Annotated in this window: 16 protein-coding genes, 1 tRNA gene and 1 pseudogene; 8 read left to right on the forward strand and 10 right to left on the reverse strand. The window is 61.8% G+C overall.

Annotation, left to right across the window (positions count from 1 at the left end; genetic code table 11):
• Window positions 1-74: 74 nt before the first annotated feature.
• Window positions 75-917 (reverse strand): annotated as a pseudogene (locus M2A_RS18175) (ABC transporter substrate-binding protein); the annotation flags it as partial.
• A gap of 203 nt (window positions 918-1,120) precedes the next feature.
• Entirely contained in the window at window positions 1,121-2,026 is a 906-nt protein-coding gene (locus tag M2A_RS08560) for an SDR family oxidoreductase (protein ID WP_045445760.1), read from the reverse strand.
• A 330-nt stretch (window positions 2,027-2,356) separates the two neighbouring features.
• Between M2A_RS08560 and M2A_RS08565 the strand changes: the two genes are divergently transcribed.
• From M2A_RS08565 to M2A_RS08575, 3 genes are all read left to right on the forward strand, one after another.
• Window positions 2,357-3,607, forward strand: coding sequence for a NupC/NupG family nucleoside CNT transporter (locus M2A_RS08565; protein ID WP_045445763.1), 1,251 nt, complete (start codon window positions 2,357-2,359; stop codon window positions 3,605-3,607).
• 61 nt (window positions 3,608-3,668) lie between these two features.
• Window positions 3,669-4,277 carry a glutathione S-transferase family protein gene (locus tag M2A_RS08570; protein ID WP_045445766.1) on the forward strand — a complete coding sequence of 203 codons (609 nt, stop codon included), beginning with the start codon at window positions 3,669-3,671 and terminating at the stop codon, window positions 4,275-4,277.
• Window positions 4,278-4,530: 253 nt separating this feature from the next.
• Window positions 4,531-5,967 carry an MFS transporter gene (locus M2A_RS08575; protein ID WP_045445769.1) on the forward strand — a complete coding sequence of 479 codons (1,437 nt, stop codon included), beginning with the start codon at window positions 4,531-4,533 and terminating at the stop codon, window positions 5,965-5,967.
• Here the strand turns inward: M2A_RS08575 and M2A_RS08580 are convergent.
• Both M2A_RS08580 and M2A_RS08585 read right to left on the reverse strand, forming a co-directional pair.
• On the reverse strand, window positions 5,949-6,998 hold the full coding sequence (locus tag M2A_RS08580) for an LLM class flavin-dependent oxidoreductase (RefSeq protein WP_045445772.1): 1,050 nt from the start codon (window positions 6,996-6,998) through the stop codon (window positions 5,949-5,951). The genes M2A_RS08575 and M2A_RS08580 overlap by 19 nt on opposite strands.
• Window positions 6,999-7,023: 25 nt before the next feature.
• Window positions 7,024-7,455: a PaaI family thioesterase gene (locus M2A_RS08585; RefSeq protein ID WP_045445775.1), complete on the reverse strand. Its 432-nt coding sequence runs from the start codon at window positions 7,453-7,455 to the stop codon at window positions 7,024-7,026.
• 199 nt (window positions 7,456-7,654) lie between these two features.
• Between M2A_RS08585 and M2A_RS08590 the strand changes: the two genes are divergently transcribed.
• From M2A_RS08590 to M2A_RS08605, 4 genes are all read left to right on the forward strand, one after another.
• Entirely contained in the window at window positions 7,655-8,809 is a 1,155-nt protein-coding gene (locus M2A_RS08590) for an acyl-CoA dehydrogenase family protein (protein ID WP_045445778.1), read from the forward strand.
• 62 nt (window positions 8,810-8,871) lie between these two features.
• Complete coding sequence (locus M2A_RS08595; protein WP_045445917.1) at window positions 8,872-9,501, forward strand: uracil-DNA glycosylase family protein; 630 nt, start codon at window positions 8,872-8,874, stop codon at window positions 9,499-9,501.
• A 100-nt stretch (window positions 9,502-9,601) separates the two neighbouring features.
• A complete protein-coding gene (locus M2A_RS08600; protein WP_197052885.1) occupies window positions 9,602-10,486 on the forward strand; it encodes an alpha/beta hydrolase in 885 nt (294 codons plus the stop codon).
• 85 nt (window positions 10,487-10,571) lie between these two features.
• Window positions 10,572-11,084 (forward strand): Hsp20/alpha crystallin family protein, encoded by a 513-nt coding sequence (locus M2A_RS08605; protein WP_045445782.1) that lies wholly within the window; start codon window positions 10,572-10,574, stop codon window positions 11,082-11,084.
• 138 nt (window positions 11,085-11,222) lie between these two features.
• On the opposite strand, the gene M2A_RS08610 is transcribed toward M2A_RS08605, so the two are convergent.
• From M2A_RS08610 to M2A_RS08620, 3 genes are all read right to left on the reverse strand, one after another.
• Window positions 11,223-13,670 (reverse strand): patatin-like protein, encoded by a 2,448-nt coding sequence (locus M2A_RS08610; protein ID WP_045445784.1) that lies wholly within the window; start codon window positions 13,668-13,670, stop codon window positions 11,223-11,225.
• Between the two features lie 110 nt (window positions 13,671-13,780).
• Entirely contained in the window at window positions 13,781-14,446 is a 666-nt protein-coding gene (locus M2A_RS08615; protein WP_045445787.1) for a hypothetical protein, read from the reverse strand.
• 160 nt (window positions 14,447-14,606) lie between these two features.
• A tRNA-Val gene (locus tag M2A_RS08620) sits at window positions 14,607-14,682 on the reverse strand.
• A 131-nt stretch (window positions 14,683-14,813) separates the two neighbouring features.
• On the opposite strand from M2A_RS08620, the gene M2A_RS08625 reads away from it, so the two are divergent.
• Entirely contained in the window at window positions 14,814-15,992 is a 1,179-nt protein-coding gene (locus tag M2A_RS08625) for a DUF3047 domain-containing protein (RefSeq protein WP_052379332.1), read from the forward strand.
• 155 nt (window positions 15,993-16,147) lie between these two features.
• On the opposite strand, the gene gph is transcribed toward M2A_RS08625, so the two are convergent.
• The 3 genes from gph to M2A_RS18290 all read right to left on the reverse strand — a co-directional run.
• Complete coding sequence (gene gph, locus M2A_RS08630) at window positions 16,148-16,837, reverse strand: phosphoglycolate phosphatase (protein WP_045445790.1); 690 nt, start codon at window positions 16,835-16,837, stop codon at window positions 16,148-16,150.
• Between the two features lie 181 nt (window positions 16,838-17,018).
• Window positions 17,019-17,765, reverse strand: a complete 747-nt coding sequence (locus tag M2A_RS08635; protein ID WP_052379333.1) for a GNAT family N-acetyltransferase — start codon at window positions 17,763-17,765, stop codon at window positions 17,019-17,021.
• Between the two features lie 570 nt (window positions 17,766-18,335).
• Window positions 18,336-18,540 (reverse strand): hypothetical protein (locus tag M2A_RS18290; protein ID WP_210164855.1); only part of this gene is annotated, 205 nt, incomplete at its 5' end.

Below are 18,540 nucleotides of genomic sequence, written 5' to 3' on the forward strand. Positions count from 1 at the left end.
TTGCCTTCGATACGGGCGGCGATTTCAGGCGTTACCCAGGCTTTCCAGATTTCCGGATGGCGCTCCAGAAAATTGCGGGCGGCATCGCGGGCACGCGCGCCTGGATTGGCGCGCAGATAGGCGAGCGCTTCGCTGGTGAGCGCGTTGCTTGTCTCATAAGCCTTAAGGAATTCCGCGATGCGGGGCGCGCCTTCGGCAAAATCCGCGTTTGCGCCGACAACCACTTCGACCGTTGGATAAGCGGTGGGCGGATTGTTGGCCGGATCATCGGCAAAAGCGCGCCATTTCGCCGGTTCATAAGGCGGCTCTTCAAGACGCATGAGATCGAACGCGCCGAGCACCCAGGTCGGCCCCCAATAATAAGCAACGACGGGCTCGCCCCGCTCGTAAGCCCCGGCAATGGCCGCGGCAAGCGCTGCGCCCGTGCCGGGGCGGAAATTCGTGAAATCGTCCTCAAGCCCGTAAGCGCGCAGCTTGGCGGTGTTGAGGACTTCGCAGCTCCAGCCGAGAATGCAATTATAAAAGCGCCCTTTGGCCGGTTCTTCCGGGTCGCGGAAGAGGGTTTTGTAGCGGGCAAGATCGCGTACATGGGAAAGGCCGGGCGCGACAGCTTCGATGCCGCGTGCCGCATCCCCTTCCACGAGATAGCGCGGCACATACCAGCCTTGCACGGCATCGGGAAAATTCGTGCCGAGCGAGACGACATCGCCCCGCGCCAAAGCCTCGTTCCAGGGCTCGGTGACATTGTCGAGCCAGACTTCCATGAGGACGTCGATATCGCCGCGCCCGAGCCCGGTTAAAAGCGGCAGGGAGGAGCCGGGCAGCACGTCGGTCCGGCAGCCATAGCCTTCTTCCAGAACGATGCGCGCGACTTCCGTGTGAAAGGCGTTGGAATCCCAGTCGAGCCCCCCAAACATGATGGGCCGCTCCAGCGGGCAGCTGTCCGCCCGGACGGCAGAAGCGCTGAAAATAAGCGCGGCAAAGAGCACGAGGAAAAGGGCGGGCAAGCGGGTCAAGGGCGTCGTCTTCTCATCTTAAGGAAGCTCATCATAAGCGCATGAAGCCCCAAAACAAAAAGGGAGCCCGAAGGCTCCCTTTCAAACGCTCTATCAAGAAGGCGTTACTTCTTGCCGGCGGCATATTCGAAGAATTTACCGGTCTGCTCGCCGCCCATGAAATAGGGCTTGGCGGTGGACAGGTCGGAAATCTTTTCCCAGTTCTCGGCAATCTTTTCGGCAACGTCGTCGCCCTGGCCGAAGAACATGCCTTCCGTTTCCACGATACGGGCGCGGGCGAAATGGCCGGCACCGGCGCAGATGATTTCACCCGTCGGCGCATCTTCGGAGGTCAGGAACATGACGGCCGGGGACACGCTGTCCGGCGTGAACATCTGTTCGGCTTCCGGCGGCATCAGGTCCGAGGTCATGCGCGTATAGGCAACCGGGGCCAGCGCATTGGCGCGGATATTGTCTTTCTGGCCTTCCAGCTTCAGCGTGTTGATGAAGCCGACAACGCCGAGCTTGGCGGCGCCGTAGTTGGTCTGACCGAAATTGCCGTAAAGACCGGAAGAGGACGAGGTGACGACGATGCGCCCGTAGCCCTGTTCCTTCATGATCGGCCACACCGCTTTGGTCGGCTTTACCGAGCCCATCAGGTGCACGTCGAGAACCAGGCCGAAATCTTTCAGGTCCATCTTCGCGAAGCTCTTGTCGCGCAGGATGCCCGCATTGTTGACGAGAATGTCGATGCGGCCGAAAGCATCCATGGTCTGCTTGATCATGTTTTCAACGCCCGCATCGTCCGTCACGGACGAGCCGTTGGCGATGGCTTCACCGCCGGCAGCCTTGATTTCGGCAACGACCTTTTCGGCCGCTTCCGAATTACCGCCCGTGCCGTCCACGGAACCGCCCAGGTCGTTCACAACCACCTTGGCGCCGCGGCGCGCGAATTCCAATGCGTGGCAACGGCCGAGGCCCCCGCCGGCGCCGGTGACGATGGCAACTTTGCCGTCGTAACGAATGCTCATATTGACGTCTCCTTGAACATTATTTTGGCGTTGGGCCTTTCCGCACTTGCTCAAAGGCAAGGTGCCGCAAGACCGCCCCGCCGCGCCTTTGAAGGGGCGCAGAAGCGGAATTGGGCCCCTTTGTGCACGATGGGCGGGAAGGGGTCAAGCGGCTCGGAGCGCGCCGGGCAAAGGCCGGTTTTCTCCCGGAAAAGGCTGATTTTTCACCGCTTCCCCTCACGCAAAAGTGGCGATTCCCTGATTGCCTGGCAGCCTTTGGCCTCTATGATGGCGGCGTTTTGACGGGGCGGAACAGGTCCAAAACAGGGGGCCAAAGAGGGGAATTGGGGAATGAGCGTATATGCGCTGCAAAGCGTAGCGGGTCTTGGCGTCTTTTGCGCCCTGGCATGGCTCATGAGCGAGAACCGGCGGGCCTTTCCCTGGCGCCTCGTGGCGGTGGGTCTTCTTTTGCAATTTGCTCTCGCGCTCTTTCTGCTCAAGGTGCCGGCGGCGCGCGCGGTGCTTTTCGCGCTGAACGGTGTGGTGGAAGCGCTGAGCGAGGCGACGCAGGCGGGCACCGCGCTTGTTTTCGGCTATATGGGCGGGGGGCCTGAGCCTTTCGAGGTGACCGCGCCCGAACATGCTTTCATCCTCGGATTTCAGGCGCTGCCTCTGGTGCTCGTCGTCTCGGCGCTCTCCGCGCTCTTCTGGCATTGGCGCATCTTGGCCTGGGTAACGCGCGGCTTTGCCTGGGCGCTGGAAAAGACGATGCGCCTTGGCGGGGCAGTGGGCTTCGGCACGGCGGCCAATGTTTTTCTCGGCATGGTCGAAGCGCCGCTTCTCATCCGGCCTTATTTTGAAAAACTGACGCGCTCGGAGCTTTTCATGCTGATGAGCGTCGGCCTTGCAACGGTGGCGGGCACCGTTATCGTGCTTTATGCGGCAATCGTCGGGCCGGTGATCGAAGGCGCGCTGGGGCAGATCATCACCGCTTCGCTTATTTCGCTGCCTGCCGCCATCCTCATGGCGCAGATCATGGTGCCGGGGGATGAGGTAACGGAGACGGGCCGCGTCGAGGCCGATCTTGGCTATCACAGCGCCATGGATGCGGTGACGCAAGGCACGGCGCAGGGCCTCGCGCTGCTTCTCAACATCATCGCCATGCTTTTGGTGCTCACCGCGCTTGTCGCGCTGGTCAATATCGTGCTCGGCACCTTGCCGGATGCGGGCGGCGGGCCTTTGACTTTGCAGCGTGTGCTGGGCTGGTTCTTCGCGCCGCTTGTATGGCTGATGGGGGTGCCGGCGGGTGAAAGCCTCATCGCCGGTCAGCTCATGGGCACGAAAACGGTCCTGAACGAATTTCTTGCCTATCTGGATTTCGCCAAATTGCCGGAAGACGCGCTCAGCCCGCGCGCCGACATGATCATGCTCTATGCCATGTGCGGCTTTGCCAATCTGGGCAGTGTCGGCATCATGATCGGGGGGCTGACCACGCTTGTGCCATCCCGGCGGCAGGAAATCATCGGCCTTTCCATGAAGGCGCTTGTGGCGGGCACGCTTGCCACCTCCATGACGGGCGCGGTGATCGGAATTTTGAATTGAAGCGGCGGCACGCCCGTTTGCTTCATCGCTAGTGACGACAACAACGAAAAGGGAGACGAAGATGAAAATCTATGAAACCAAAGCCGCCCCCAATCCGCGCCGTGTGCGGGTGTTCCTTGCCGAAAAAGGCATCGAGGTGCCCTATGTCGAAGTGAACATGATGAAGGGCGAGCATAAGACGCCGGATTACCGCAAGCTCAACCCGCTGGGCCAGGTGCCGACGCTGGAACTTGACGACGGCACGATCGTCACCGAGACACTGTCGATTTGCCGCTATTTCGAAGAGACCAATCCCGAGCCGCCGCTTTTCGGGCGCACCGCGCTTGAAAAGGCGCATGTGGATATGTGGCAGCGCCGCGTCGAATTCGGCCTGATGCTGCCGGTCGCTTTCTTCTTCCGCCACACCAATCCGATGATGGCGCAGCTGGAAGAGCAGAACCCGGAATGGGGCAACCAGAATAAAGACCGGGCGATCAAATACATGAAGTTCATGGACCGGGAACTGGAAGGCCATGAGTACTTGGTGGGGGATTATTTCTCGGTTGCCGACATTGTCGGCCTGACCACAGTCGATTTCGCGAAATTCGCCGGGCTCGATATCCCCGCCGAATTCAAGAACCTGACCGCCTGGCACCAGCGCCTTGCCGCGCGTCCCAGCGCCAAGGCTTAAGGTCGAGACAGAGAAGGCAAGAGGCGGCGCCAGGGTACGGTAGACGCCGCCTCTTCCCCCCAATCCCCAATACGGGCCCCAATACGGGCCCCCAGTGCGTTCCGCCCCCGGCAGGGAAGGAACAGGGTGTGTCATGGCCGAAGGACCATGGGCAAAGCATGGCCGAACCAAGATGAACCGCACCTGAAAAGCGGCTTGCGCTGCGCTTCTTCCAGATAGTAAGAATAATTTACTAATAACGGGAGGAGGCTTGATGCCGGAGCGCAGCGCACCGGCGGGGGAGATATCGCTCGCCCGCCTGGCAGCTTACGGACAAATGGTGGTGCCGCTGGCCGTGGTCGGCCTGCCGCTCGCCATTTACATCCCCCCTTTTTATGGCGGCACGCTCGGTCTCGATCTCGCTTTGATCGGCACCTTGCTGATGCTGGCGCGCTTCAGCGATGTGGTGACGGACCCGCTGATCGGCCGGCTTTCCGATCTGACGCGCACGCGCTGGGGCCGGCGGCGGCCCTGGATCCTGGCGGGCCTGCCGGTGATGGTGATCTCCGCCTATATGCTTTTCCTGCCGCCGGAAGGGGCGGGGGCGCTTTACCTGCTGGGCGCGATCGTCGCGCTTTATTTCGGTTTCACGCTCATCGTCATTCCTTACGGCGCCTGGGGCGCTGAACTTGTCGGCGGCTATGAAGAACGCAACAAAGTCACCGGCAGCCGGGAAATTTTTCTCGTCGCCGGTATCTTGCTGGCGCTGCTTGTGCCGGTGCTTGCAACGGAAGCGGTGGAGACAAGCGGCACGGGCCAGGCCGTGACGCGGGAGGCCATGGCCTCGCTTGGCTGGCTCACCGTGATACTCGTGCCCCTTTGCGGCTTCGTGCTCCTTGCTTTCGTCGGCGAGCCCCCTGCGCGTCTTGATGTTCCGGGTGCCGCGAAAACGGCAGGGCCTGCCGAGATGCTGCGTCAGATCAGGCCGCTTTTGAAAAACGGTCCCTTCCGCATCGTGCTTTTGTCATCGGTCTGCGGGGCGCTTGCAGGTTCGGTCAATGCGAGCGTTGCCATTCTCTTTTACGATCATGTGGCAGGGATTGGCGAGGAGGGGCTGGTGCTCATCCTTGTGCTCTTTACCGCCGCCCTTGCCGGAACGCCTCTTTGGGTGCGCCTTGGCGCGCGGCTCGGCAAGCATAAGGCGATTGCGCTGGCAGGCCTCATCAATATGGGCGCCTTTGCCATCATTCCGTTTATTATCTATGGCCTGAAACCGCTCGATGCGGAATACGTGCTGCCGGCCATGTTCGCGGTGACAATCGTGCGCGGGGCGACCATGTCCGCCTCCGGCGTGCTCGGCATGTCGATCCTTGCCGATGTGGCCGATCTCGACACGCTGAAAACCGGCGAGCAGCGCACCGGCTTTCTCTTTTCCTTTCTCGGCATGGTGCGAAAGATTTTCGAGGCGGCGGGCGTCGGCATCGCGCTGCCCATCGTCTCCTGGTTCGGCTTCAACCCGGGGCTGGAAGAAAATTCGCAGGCGGCACTTTTCTCGCTGCTGGCGATGTATTGCCTTTTGCCACTTTTATTGTGGCTTGCCTCGATCGCCATTATCTGGCGCTACCCCATCAGCCCGGCGCGCCAGGAACGCCTGCGCCGCGCGCTGCGCCTGAAGGAGGCGCGCAGGGCTCTTCACTCCGCCGCTTCTTGAGCGCGCAAAGAAAAGGCATCGGCCAGAAGCTCGTAAGAGCGCAGCCGGTCTTCATGGTCATGGGTGATGGTGAGGATGACAAGCTCGTCCGCGCCGTAGGTTTCCACCATCTCCAGAAGCTTGGCGCGCACCTGCTCCGGGCTGCCGGTAACGGAGCGCTGCTCGACCGCTTCCAGCATGGCCTTCTCGCGATCCGAATAAGGATAAGCGAGCGCGTCTTCCACCGGCCAGAAGCGCTCCGCCTGATTCTGCAAAAGCTTGACGACCCAGTGGTTGCGCGAGGCGGCAATGCGTTTGGCTTTTTCTTCCGTCTCGCCCACCATGACCGAGACGCCGAGCGACACATAAGGCCGGCTGAGGCGCGGGGAGGGGCGAAAGCTCTGGCGGTAAATCTCAACCGGTCCCGTGCCCGCATCCTGATTGATGAAATGGGCAAAGGAATAGGGCATGCCGAACTGTCCGGCATGGGCGGCCCCATCGCCGCCCGAGCCCAGCATCCAAAGCTCGGGAAAGCCTTCCCCGCGCGGCATGGCGTGAATGCCTTTGTAAGGGTGCTCGTCCGGAAAACCGCCCGCGCTTCCCTCAAGCCCGTTTGCATCTTCCAGAAACTGGATGAGGAGTTCCACCTGCTGGGGAAAGACGGCGATGTCATAAGCCTGCGGGCCGGGCTGCAGCGCGCGCGTGGTGCGCAGATCCGTGCCGGGCGCGCGGCCCATGCCAAGGTCGATGCGGCCCGGATAAAGCGATTCGAGAAGGCGGAACTGCTCGGCCACTTTCAGCGGGCTGTAATGAGGCATCATCACGCCGCCGGAGCCGACCCGCATGCGCGTGGTGGCGGCGCCGAGCGCGGCGATCATGATTTCGGGGGCCGAACCTGCGAAGGATTTCGAATTATGGTGCTCGGCCACCCAGTAGCGGTGATAGCCCCATTTCTCGCAATGCCGGGCAAGGTCGATCGTTTCGGCAAGCGCTTCTGCCGCCGTGCCGTCGCGTCTTATGGGGCTTTGGTCGAGAACGCCGAGCTTGATCATGCTTCCTCCCGAGGGCCCGCCGGTTTTATTTATTGCGCGGGCCAATTCTCTTGATGACGCCAGAGAAAGGCATCAGCGTTTCACCTTCGCAAGTCACCTCGCCTCGAACGAATATGAGGCTCTTTGTGTTTTTGACAACCTCGCCCGTTGCCTCGATCAGCTTACCGGCCTTACCTGCGGCCACAAAATCGCTGTTGAAAGAGACGGTAACGCAAGGCCCGCCCGTCAGCTCGCCCGCAATGGCAAAGAGCGAGTAATCGGCAAAGGTCATGAGCGCGCCGCCATGCAGGAAGCCGCCGCCATTGCAATGGGTCGGTGTGGAAACGAAGGCACAGCGGATGCTGCCATCTTCCATTTTCTTGAAGAAATAGGGCCCGGCATGATCCTCGAACGGGTCCGTGCCATCCCAACCGACATATCCTTCGGGCAACACGGCCCCGGCATTACTCTCGCCCATCTCACAGAATCTCCAGAATGTATTTTGGCGGCTATGTAGCAGGGCGGGGCGGTAAAATCTAGTCACTGACCAGTTTTGCCGGTTTTTCGCGGGAGGCAGCCTTCAAACCTGCGCTTTGACGCGGCGCGCCCGGTGCCCTAAATTCCCGGCCAATCCGGCTCCCGCCAGAGCCCCATCATCATTCAGGAAGGCAGACCCTATGGCCCTGGATCAGGAAACCCGCGAGCAGCTTATCTCTTCCATCCGCCGTTTCGTCGATGAACGGCTGCGCCCGCTTGAAGCGCAAGTCTCCGAGAAGGACGAAGTGCCGGAAGATGTGGTGCAGGAAATGCGCGAGCTCGGGCTTTTCGGTCTGTCCATCCCGGAAGAACATGGCGGCCTCGGCCTTTCCATGGAAGAAGAATGCCTGTTGATGTTCGAGATGGGCCGCACCTCACCTGCCTTCCGCTCTGTCTTCGGCACGAATGTCGGCATCGGCAGCCAAGGCATCGTCATGCATGGCCGCCCGGACCAGAAGGAAGAATGGCTGCCGAAACTGGCGAGCGGCGAAGTGATTGCGAGCTTTGCCTTGACCGAGCCGGAAGCCGGGTCCGATGCCGCCTCGCTGCGCACGACGGCGATCAAGGACGGCGATCACTATGTGATCAACGGCACGAAGCGCTACATCACCAATGCGAACCGGGCAGGCATTTTCACGCTGATGGCGCGCACCGATCCGGCGACGCCGGGCGCCAAGGGCGTTTCCGCTTTCATCGTGCCCGCCGATACGCCGGGCATCACGCTCGGCAAGCCCGATAAGAAGATGGGCCAGCAGGGCGCGCATATTTGCGATGTGATTTTCGAGGATGCGCGCATTCCCGCTTCCTGTCTGCTCGGCGATAAAGAAGGCAAAGGCTTCGTCACCGCCATGCAGGTGCTGGAGCGCGGCCGTCTGCATATTTCCGCAATTTGCGTTGGCGTTGCCGAGCGCCTTCTGGAAGACAGCGTGCAATATGCCGCCGAGCGCAAACAGTTCGGCACCGCCATTGGCGAGCACCAGCTCGTGCAGGCCATGCTGGCCGATTGCAAGACGGAGGCTTATGCCGCCCGCTGCATGGTGCTCGATGCCGCGCGCCGCCGCGATCTGGGTGAGAATGTCGGCACGGAATCTTCCTGCTGCAAATATTTCGCCTCGGAAATGGTGGGCCGCGTGGCGGACAAGGCGGTGCAGATTTTCGGCGGGGCAGGTTATGTCGCCGATTATGGCATCGAGCGTTTCTACCGCGATGTGCGTATTTTCCGCATCTATGAAGGCACCAGCCAGATTCAGCAGATGATCATTGGCCGCAATCTGGTGCGGGAGGCCCAGCAGTAAGCCGCCTGCTTATAACGGGCCTGTGATGTGCGGGGGCGCCCATGGCGGTCTAGGTTTGCTGCATGAGTGACCGCAAGAAAAATACCGCCGCCGCACCGCTGGACGGATTGCTGACGCAGATCCGCGCTTGCCGCATTTGCGCCGAGAATCCGCTTAAAGGAAAACCGCTGCCCCATGAGCCGCGCCCCGTCATTCGCGCGTCCAAAAGCGCGCGCATTTGCGTGGCGGGCCAGGCGCCCGGCACGCGGGTGCATGCGACGGGCATTCCCTTCAACGATCCGAGCGGCGACAGGCTGCGCGACTGGATGGGTGTCACCCGCGACACGTTTTACGATGAAAGCCGCATCGCCATCGTGCCCATGGGGTTCTGTTTTCCGGGCCTTGACGATAAAGGCGGGGACTTGCCGCCGCGCAAGGAATGCGCGCCTGCCTGGCGCGATCAGGTTTTCGAGCATTTGCCGAATTTGGAGCTTGTGCTGCTGATAGGGCAATATGCGCAGACATGGCATTTGGGCAAGGCGCGCAAGAAAAGCATGACCGAGACGGTGCTGCACTGGCGCGACTATGGCCCGGCTTATTTGCCGCTTCCGCATCCGTCCTGGCGCAACAATGTTTGGCTTAAAAAGAATCTCTGGTTCGAAGAAGAAGTTCTCCCGCATTTGCGGGCTGAAGTGGCCCGGCTTACACGTTAGCGCAGCCATTTTCCTGTGCGCGGCAGCTCTTCTTGCTGCCTGCGCACCGCGCGTACAGGTTCAAGGCACCGATTACCGCTCCCCCGCGCTTGAAGCGGACATGGCCATCATGGCCGATGCGGCCCGCCTGCCATTGCAGGTCTGGGCAGCGGAAACCCCCCGCGCCGTCATTATCGGCCTGCACGGCATGAACGATTATGCCAATGCCTTTGCCGCTCCCGGCGCCTGGTTCGCCGGTCAGGGCATTACGTTTTATGCCTATGACCAGCGCGGCTTTGGCCGCGCGCCGGGCCGCGGCCTATGGGCCGGGCGCGGGCAGATGGTGCGCGATCTTCGAACCGTCTTGGCGCTGGTGCGCGGTAAACATCCGGACGTTCCAATCTATCTTCTCGGCACCAGCATGGGCGGGGCGGTGGCAATAAGCGCTCTGAGAGGCGCGGAGGCCGGGGCGCTGCCGGCCGATGGCGTGATCCTCGCCGCGCCGGCGGTCTGGGGCTGGTCCAATCTCAATCCGCTATACAAAACATCGCTTTGGCTCGGCGCGCATGTGCTGCCGGGGCAGAAACTCAGCGGGCAGGGGCTTGAAATCTGGCCATCCGACAATGTCGAGATGCTCAGGCGCCTTGGCGCCGATCCGCTTGTTCTCAAAGAAACCCGCATCGATGCGGTATACGGTCTCGTCGGCTTGATGGAAGAGGCCTATCAAAGCGCGGGCGCATTGGACATGCCGGTGCTGCTGCTTTACGGCGCGCGCGATGAGATCATTCCCCCCGAAGCGGTGCGTGGCCTTGTCGCCTCCCTCAAGGCACCGGCGAGGGTGGTGTATTACAAAAATGGCTACCATATGCTGATGCGGGATCTCCAAGCCGAGACGGTTTGGAGGGATATTGCCGCCTGGATGGCAGCTCCCGCTGCGCCTTTGCCCTCGGGCGAGGAGCTTCCGCTGGCCTGTTTTGCCAATGGCGGGCGCGCCTGCGCCCCTTGAAATTTTGGCGGCAAGCCCAAAATTTACAGCGTCCCGGAACGGGATATTTCCTTCTTCAATGGGTTTGACTGATGGGGTGAAAGCCATGAGCAAGAACGTATTGAAGCTGAACCAACGAGAAGACAAACGCGACATCGCCTCTTACCGAGATCCTTTCCGGAGTTTTCGCGAAGAGGTAAACCAGCTATTCGACCGTTTTTTCGGCGAGTCGATGAGCTTGTTCGACCGGCCTTTTCTGCGCGGTTTCGCTGAGCCGGGTACTTTCTCGCTCAGTCCCAGCGTGGACGTGCATGAAAATAGCCGGGAATACACGATGACGGTGGAACTGCCCGGTATCGTGGAAGAGGATATCGAGCTTTTTGCCGATAATGGCCGCCTCGTACTCAGAGGCAGCAAGAACGAGGAAAAGGACGACAAGGACGGCGATGCCGTTCTTATCGAGCGCCGCTACGGCGCGTTTGAGCGGGTATTTCCGCTGCCGTCCTCCGTTGACGAAAGCAAGATCGAGGCAACCTTTAAACGGGGTGTGCTGAAGATTACGCTGCCTAAACTTCCCGAGGCGGAAGGAACGGCGCATAGGAAGATACCGATCAAGTAGCAGCGGTATCTTGCGCGTATTGAGCCGTCTTCTGGCGCTCTCTCTCTTCCTCTCTCTCCGGAATTTGGAAGGAGAGAGCGCGCCGGATACGGCTGTGCGCAAATGCGGCTTATGGCAGGCCGTACCTATCTTCTTCGATCAGTTTCCGGTGGCGGCTTCTTCCTCTTGAGTGCGGATGCGTTCCTGCGCGCGCTGGCGAAGGGTTTTGATCAGCGAGCCAATGCGCGCGAGATGCGGTTCTTCGGCATCGAGGATGGCGAGAAAGAGGCGGTTCTTGAACGCATCGCGCTCGGAAGGGGTGATGGCGGTTTTTGCCAGCGTGTTGGAAACGATATCCACAAGGCGCTCCGCCGATTGGAGCCGTCCCCATAGATAATCGTGTTCCCGCGCCGTGCGGCTGAAAAAAGCGCCGAAGCGGCCCAGGTCGCGTCCCCGCAGCGCCATGATGTTGCTGCCTTTGCTGAGGCCCTTGGCATCGAGCGGGCTGATCCGGTCCACGCGGATCGTGTCGATATCGTCCACTTCCTCGTTGAGCAGGAGCGGGAAGGTGAGCACATCGAAAAACGGGAATCCCAGATAGGCTTGCAGCAACTCGCGCCGCTCGTCCTCGGGCAGCGTGTTGACGGCCATGATGGAAAAGACTTCGTCCACTTCCCGGTCGATTTCACCCAGGGACATGATGGGCGCGAGCATGGCCAAAATATCTTCGACTTCGGCGACGTTCAGCCGGCCGCCTCTGTCTTTAAGAAGCAGGCTGACTTTTTTGCGGAAGTCGTCGCCGAAAAAAACCGGTGTGGTCCGGGTTTGCAAATGGTCGAGCGCGCGGTAGAGGTGGCGCTTGAAATCGTCGAGCCCTTCGCTGTCGAAATCTCCCTCGTCATGTTCGATAACCCGCTGATAGAGCTCATTCAGTCTGCGGATTACGAAGCGCAGGCGGCGGACACGGAAATTGCGGTCGAAGTTCCGCAAGAAAGCGATCCATTCCCGCGTTGCCTTGGTTCTATCCCCGCTCGAAGGCGTGTGCCAGCGCACCGGAAAAATGCCCTTTGCTTTGGCCCAGGTTTCGAGCGAATTGGAAAGCGCCAGGCGTTCGCTGGGATGTTGAATGGCGGCGCTCATTTCCTCGATAAGTGAGGTAAGCGCATCGAGGACGGAGAGAACTTTTACCTGTACGTAGCCGTCATAGGCGTAACCGGCTTGGGAGACCGCCATGGCATTCGCCTGATGGCGCCAATAGGAAAGGGTCGCGACATTCGGAGCCAAGCTCGGGTCTTCGGCGATGATGGGCGCCACCACATCGGCCACATGCGGGCGGGTGGCGCGCACGACCTCGCGGTATTGGTGAATGCGTTTGCCGATCTGTTGTAAGCTTTCCAGCTCGTCACGCACCGGCTCGTTGCGCGGAATGTCGGAAAGCGCGCCGCGGATCGATTGGAAAAAACCGGGCAGGGAGCGTTTGCGGATCTTGTTGCGCCCTTCGGGATCAGGGTCGATATAAACGATGCGCCGGTCCACCTCGCGGAAGGCGGGGCGGTTGCGCAACGCCGCAATCGCCTCGGCGAAGGGCTTGTTGTTGAGCACCGATCCGTCGATATAGCTGGCGGTGGCCGGATCGATCCCGGCATCGATCAGCGGTTCGAAATTATGCTGAATGAAACTTTCCCGCGTCGGCCAAGTCTCACCGCGCTTTTCCAGCACGCGGTCGATTTCCGAAATTTGCGTGGGAGGAAAGGCGCCCGGAAAGCAGGACGTGGCGCGGGCCGCGAACACGAGGCCGGGAACATTCTCGGCGCCGAAATCCGTATCGACTTTGCCGCCGGGATGTTTGAAATAATTGAAGTGCAGCACGTGGCGGTGCTCGCGCTCCTCGATGAGCGGGGGGTCGTGCAGCGGGATTTTCTGGGTGAAGCCGAAAAAATCCGTCAGTGTGACGAAAAGTTCCAGCCGGTGGCCGAGCGGCAGAAGGGAGGCGCGCGGCGTGCGCGGCGTGCCCATGCTCTTACTCGCGTCGAGCAGCATGTTCGTCAGCTTTTCGCCGGAAAACGGCGGCTTGAACCAGCGCGAGCGCAAGAAGAGAGAGGCTTTTTCCCGCGCCTCTTCATCGGGGATGAGCTTCGTCAGCCATTTACTGTTGATGTTCCAGAAAAGCGGGCGGATGAAGATTTTGCTCCATTTGCCGGGCATGGCTTCGTCGTCGAGCAGGGCCGTCACATCCGCCTTGTTCAACCACATGTCCCGGTGCGTGTCGAGCGGCAGGTCATGGGCAAGGGAGCGGGCCAGCATGACCCCGTTTATGCCGCCTGCCGAGGCCCCGGCAATGACGTCGACGAAGACACGCAGTTCCACTTCTTCCCCAACCCTTTTGAGAAGGTCGAAATAGATGCTCTCGGTATCGGTCTCGCGTGCCGTGTCGTCATTTAGCTCGGTGTAGGTTTTCTGCCGGCGCTCGGAAGCCAGAAGCGGCGCGTTATAGATGCGCGAGGCGCGGACCAGCTTTTGAATCTCTTTTGTTACGCCATGCATATAGACGGCGAGGGACACCCCGCCATAGCAGACAAGCGCAAGCCTGAGTTCTTTTTCCTTCATCCGGCATTGCCCCGTTTTTGGCCCCGTTTCCGGCCGCCTATCCGGCTTAGAAAAGCCCGCGCAGGATAGGTCTTCATTCTTACGCGGCAGGCCATGGCGCGGTCAAATGCTCAGCGGGCCTGCTCGAGCGGCTTTGCCGGGAAAGCGGAATGGCCCGAACGCGGGACGCCGGCAAGGCTGAGGGAGGCGCTGGCGAAAAAGAAGTAGGTGGCCACGCATTCGATCGTTTCTTCGATCATTTTCGACTGGTTTTTCCCCTCGATCAGCACTTCCTTTTCCGTCGCGTCGGTAAAAAGATAAAGCGCGATGCCGAGCAGGGTAAAAACGCCCGGCCGGGTTTTCGCCCAGGCCCAGGCTGCCTCGAAACCGGCCCGCACATAGCGCAGGCTGGCCGCGATGAGCCCCAGCCAGAAGACCCCGAGCGCTGCATAGTGAAGATCGCCTTCGATGATGAAAAGGAAATAGGGCTCGGCCCAGGTCCGCTCCACCTCCACTTCGCGCGAGAGCACCGTCAGGAGGAAAAGCCCGAGACCGGCAAAAAGCCGGCGCGGGGCGGGCGCCGTTTCACCATAAGCGGCGGCGAAGAAGAGAAGGCCTCCGGCCAGGAGATAGAGGAGCTGCAGGATCTCGGCCGCCTGGTTCTCCCGGAAACCTTCCCCGATCGTCCAATCGCCCGTCGCCAGCGCATAGGCCAGGAACCCCGCCATCGCGGTAAAGAGGGTCCACAAAAAAGCGCCGTGAAGGCCGCTGCCGGTGGTGCCGAAGGAAAGACGCATGAACGCTCCGGATAGAGAGAGGCGGTGAAAGCCCGAATAACAGGCCGCCGAGCCCTAACATGCAGGCAGGACACAGGGCCCGGAAAATCCGGACGGTGCCCGGTTCACGCGATCACGTTTCAGCGAGAGGCGGTGCGGGGCACGTCAAATGCGGGAAAAATGGTGGGCGGTACTGGATTCGAACCAGTGACCCCAGCGATGTGAACACTGTGCTCTACCAACTGAGCTAACCGCCCACGAGGGCGCGAGACGCGCCTCAGAGGGGCGTCTATAGGCTGCGCGGGCTTTTCAGTCAAGCCCAAGGACGGCTAGGCTGAGCAAAGAAAAGAGGCCCTGAAAAGGGCCGCGATAAGGGAAAGGAAACCCCATGGCCGCCGCCCCTCAGCTTCGCCGTCCCGGCCCCCTCCACACGCTGGGCATTCTTGCCCGCCTTAGCCTGCGCGCGCTCAAAAGCCGCTGGCAGGGGGAGGGAGCGGACCCGGAGAAGGAGGCGGAGGCCTTCGCCGCCGCCTTTACCGGGGCGATGCGCGCCCATGAGCACAGTTTCGCCGGCTGGGCCTGCGCAGATGTGCCGGCGGGCGCGGCGGACTGGGTCGATACCGGCATCGATCTCGAACGCGGCCAGCGCTTTTCGCTTTTTGCCGCGGGCGCCGTCTGGCTTGCCCGCCCGCTCGGCCTGCGCTTCGGCCCGCAAACGGGGCTCTGGCTGCGCATCGGGGAAGGGCGGATCGAAAAGATGATCGGCGCCACCCATAGCGGCGAGGCGGATGTCTCGGGCCGGCTCTATGTCATCACCAAGCCACCCGGCGAATGGCTGAGCGAGGCGGGGGATTTCGACCCGGCTTACCCGCGCGAGGAACTGGAAGGCGGCTTCACGCTTGGCATCAGCCTCTGGAAAAACCGGGACGGCCCGCGCGCGCTCCAGCCCCTGCAGGAGGCGCACCCGCTTTTCGCCCGCGAGGTGAAGCGCCTTGCCGCCCCCATCAAAACGCCGGAGGGCTGGCATTATCTCTGGCGCCTCGGCCAGGGGGAAATCTACCGCCAGGAGCATGAGGCGGATAATTGCATGCACTGCCACACGAAAGAGGACGTCGGCATTCTGCAATATCCCGCGCCCATGCCGCTCACCGACACGCTCACCCTCGACTGGCGCTGGAAGGCGGACCGGCTGCCCTCCGCGCTCGCCGAAGACATCCAGCCGACCCATGATTATCTCTCCATCGCGGTGGAGTTCGATAATGGCCAGGACCTGACCTACATGTGGTCCGGCGGGCTTGCCCCCGGCACGATCTTCCGCTGCCCGCTTCCCTGGTGGGACGAGCGCGAAACCCACTGGGTGCTGCGCGGGCCGAAGGACCTTGGCCGCTGGCTCGATGAAAGCCGCCCGCTCAAGGCCGATTATGAAAAGGCGATCGGCGGCGAGCTGCCCCGTTCCGTCACCGCCGTCTGGCTGATCGCGGTCTCCTGCTTCCAGCGCGGGGAGGGCGTGTGCACCTATGAGCGCATCGAGCTCGTGGACGGGCGCGAGCATGTAAGGGTGGTTTAGATCCCCGCCGAAAGATTCCGTGTCTGCGGCGCATCGCTTCGCGCTGCACCGCGCACGGAATGACGAAATCATAGTCCGTCATTCCGGAAGCCGGTTTGCCCGGCATTTTCAATGCCGCCGGCAAAGCGCGCTATCCGGAATCTCTCTCCGCTGGCTCAGAACCCCGCGAAAGCCTCCGGCGCGAGGCGGCGCAGCGCGTCCGGAAACGCGTCATAATGATCGATGACGATATCCGCGCCGAGCTCGCCCACCGGCACCCGCGTATATCCGAAGGAAAGAGCGATGGAGGGAATGCCCGCCGCCAGCGCCGCATCGATATCGGGCGCGGAATCCCCCACCATGATCGCCCGGCCCGCATCCCCGCCGAGCCGGCGCACCGCTTCCAGAAGATGACCCGGATGGGGCTTCTTCACCGGCAGCGTATCCCCGCCAATGACCACGGGGAAAAAATGCGTGAGCGAAAGCGCTTCGAGCACCTGATGGGCGAGGCTTTCGATCTTGTTCGTGCACACGGCCATGGCCGCGCCGTGGTCGGCCAGCCTTTCAAGCTGCGCCAGAACGCCGGGCCACAGCACCGTGTGATCGGCAATATGCTCGGAATAATAGGCGATGAAGTCCTGAAAGGCCTGGTCGAGCTGCGCTTCGCTGGCGGGCTCGCCCGTCTCCTTGAAGCCGCGCTCCATGAGCAGCCGCGCGCCGCCGCCGACGAGATGGCGCACCCGCGCCTCCGGCACTTCCTCGCGGCCATGGCGCGCCAGGATCACATTCATCGTGTGGCAAAGGTCCGGGGCCGTATCGGCCAGGGTGCCGTCGAGATCGAAAAGAAGAACAGGCCGCGCGCTCATATCAGTCTCTGTATTTAAGCTCTGGCTGCATGGGAGCAGCCGGACGTTCTCTCGCATGCGGGCAGCGCCGATGCAAGCGGCAAGCACCGGATGCGCCCGCGCCGCGCGCCTGTGGATAAGCCGGAAAGGAATCCGCCTTCAAGTGCTTGGGCGGAGAACCGGATTCAAAATCTGAAGCGCTTCATCCAGCATCTGAACTTTGCCCGGCGGCAATGCCGAGAGCTTTAAGCCGCGCTTCAAGACCCCCGCGCGCCCGTTCCCAGTCCGCCCGCGTGAAACCGAACATCACCGTGTCGCGCAGGCGCATCTGCCCCGTCTCATGGCCTGCTTCGTCCCGCACGGGCAGATGCATGTGATGGCGCAGCACCCCCTCGCGCACCGCGCCGAGCTTGGCGATGGCGGCCTGCGAGCGCGTGTTGAGCGCGTCGGTCTTCAGCTCCATGCGGGTGAGGCCCAGCCTCTCGAAGCCATGGGCAAGCAGCAGATATTTCGCCGCCGGGTTCACCGCCCCGCCCCAATGGGAGGGGTGATACCAGGTGTGGCCGATCTCCGCCCGCCGGTCCCGGCTGGAAATGTTGAGATAGCGGGTGGAGCCGGCAAGCGGCCCTTCCTCGCCCGCGCCGCCCGGACCCTGAGAACCGGCGAGCCGGATCGCCCAGACGCTTTCGCGCCCCGCTTCCGCCTCGCCCAGCGACCAGTCGAACCAGGCATCGAAGCGGGCCCCGCGCGCGGCAATGGGCATCCAGCGCCAGATGCGCGCCTCCGACCCGGCGGCCCGTAAGCCCTCCCGGTGCGCGGGAGAAAGCGGCTCGAGCCGCACCGGCCCGAGCGTGAGCAGGCAGGCCCGCCAGTCTTGGGATTCAAGCGGGGGGAGCGGGGCGCCGAGCCGGGTTTCGGGCGGGCCGGATGGATCAGACAAGTCGGTCACGTCGGTCTTCCTTTTGTAGGGGCGGTCGAGGGGAGCGCATTGGCCCCATAAAGCCCGCGCCGCGCGCAAATGGGCAGAGCCAATCCGCGCATGGGCGCCATGCCGCCCATGGCCGTCGCGGGGCTCCACGGGCCATTTCGAGGAAGCGCCAAAAGCTCCGCGGCGGCGCGCCGCCCAGAGGGATGAAACTTCGGCCCCGCCTTAAAAGGAGGGGCAAGGAGCGCCGCAAGCGACGATCCTAGCTAGATACGGTTCGCCTGACGGCGCTCCTCGCGCGGCGTTTTTTGGTTCGCTACCGGCCCGCCCAGCTCGCCCGCAGCCTGAAAGGCTGCGCCGGGTCGTAGTGCCCGGACCCATGCCGGTACCCCCGGGACGCGCGGGACCGTTATTTCCGCGCGCCGCAGGCGCCGCTCCCGTTCCGGCAGGCGGCCGGTCCGTCCACCCCCTCCACGAAACGGGACGGGCTCAGAATAAAGGCGGGGGAAAAGGCGGGGATAAGTTTTAGATATGACTGATAGCCTGCCTATGTACGCTACTAGAGATTCTTACCAAAAAAGGGAGAGGGCTACGTTAGGTTGCAGCAATCGTAGACAGCATTTTTAGTTCGTCAATCCAATCGACAAACGCAAATTCTGGTGAATTCAATACGGTGGCGAAACACAAGTCAGTTGGGTGTAAGATCGACGGCCCTTTATACCGAGAAAGTATTTTGCCTATTTCTTGTTTGGTTTCGGAGTTCCAATGTGCAGATGCGTTGCGAACAATTTGAAGATGG

It is taken from the genome of Tepidicaulis marinus, from assembly GCF_000739695.1.
In the GTDB taxonomy this organism is placed as follows: Bacteria; Pseudomonadota; Alphaproteobacteria; order Parvibaculales; family Parvibaculaceae; genus Tepidicaulis; species Tepidicaulis marinus.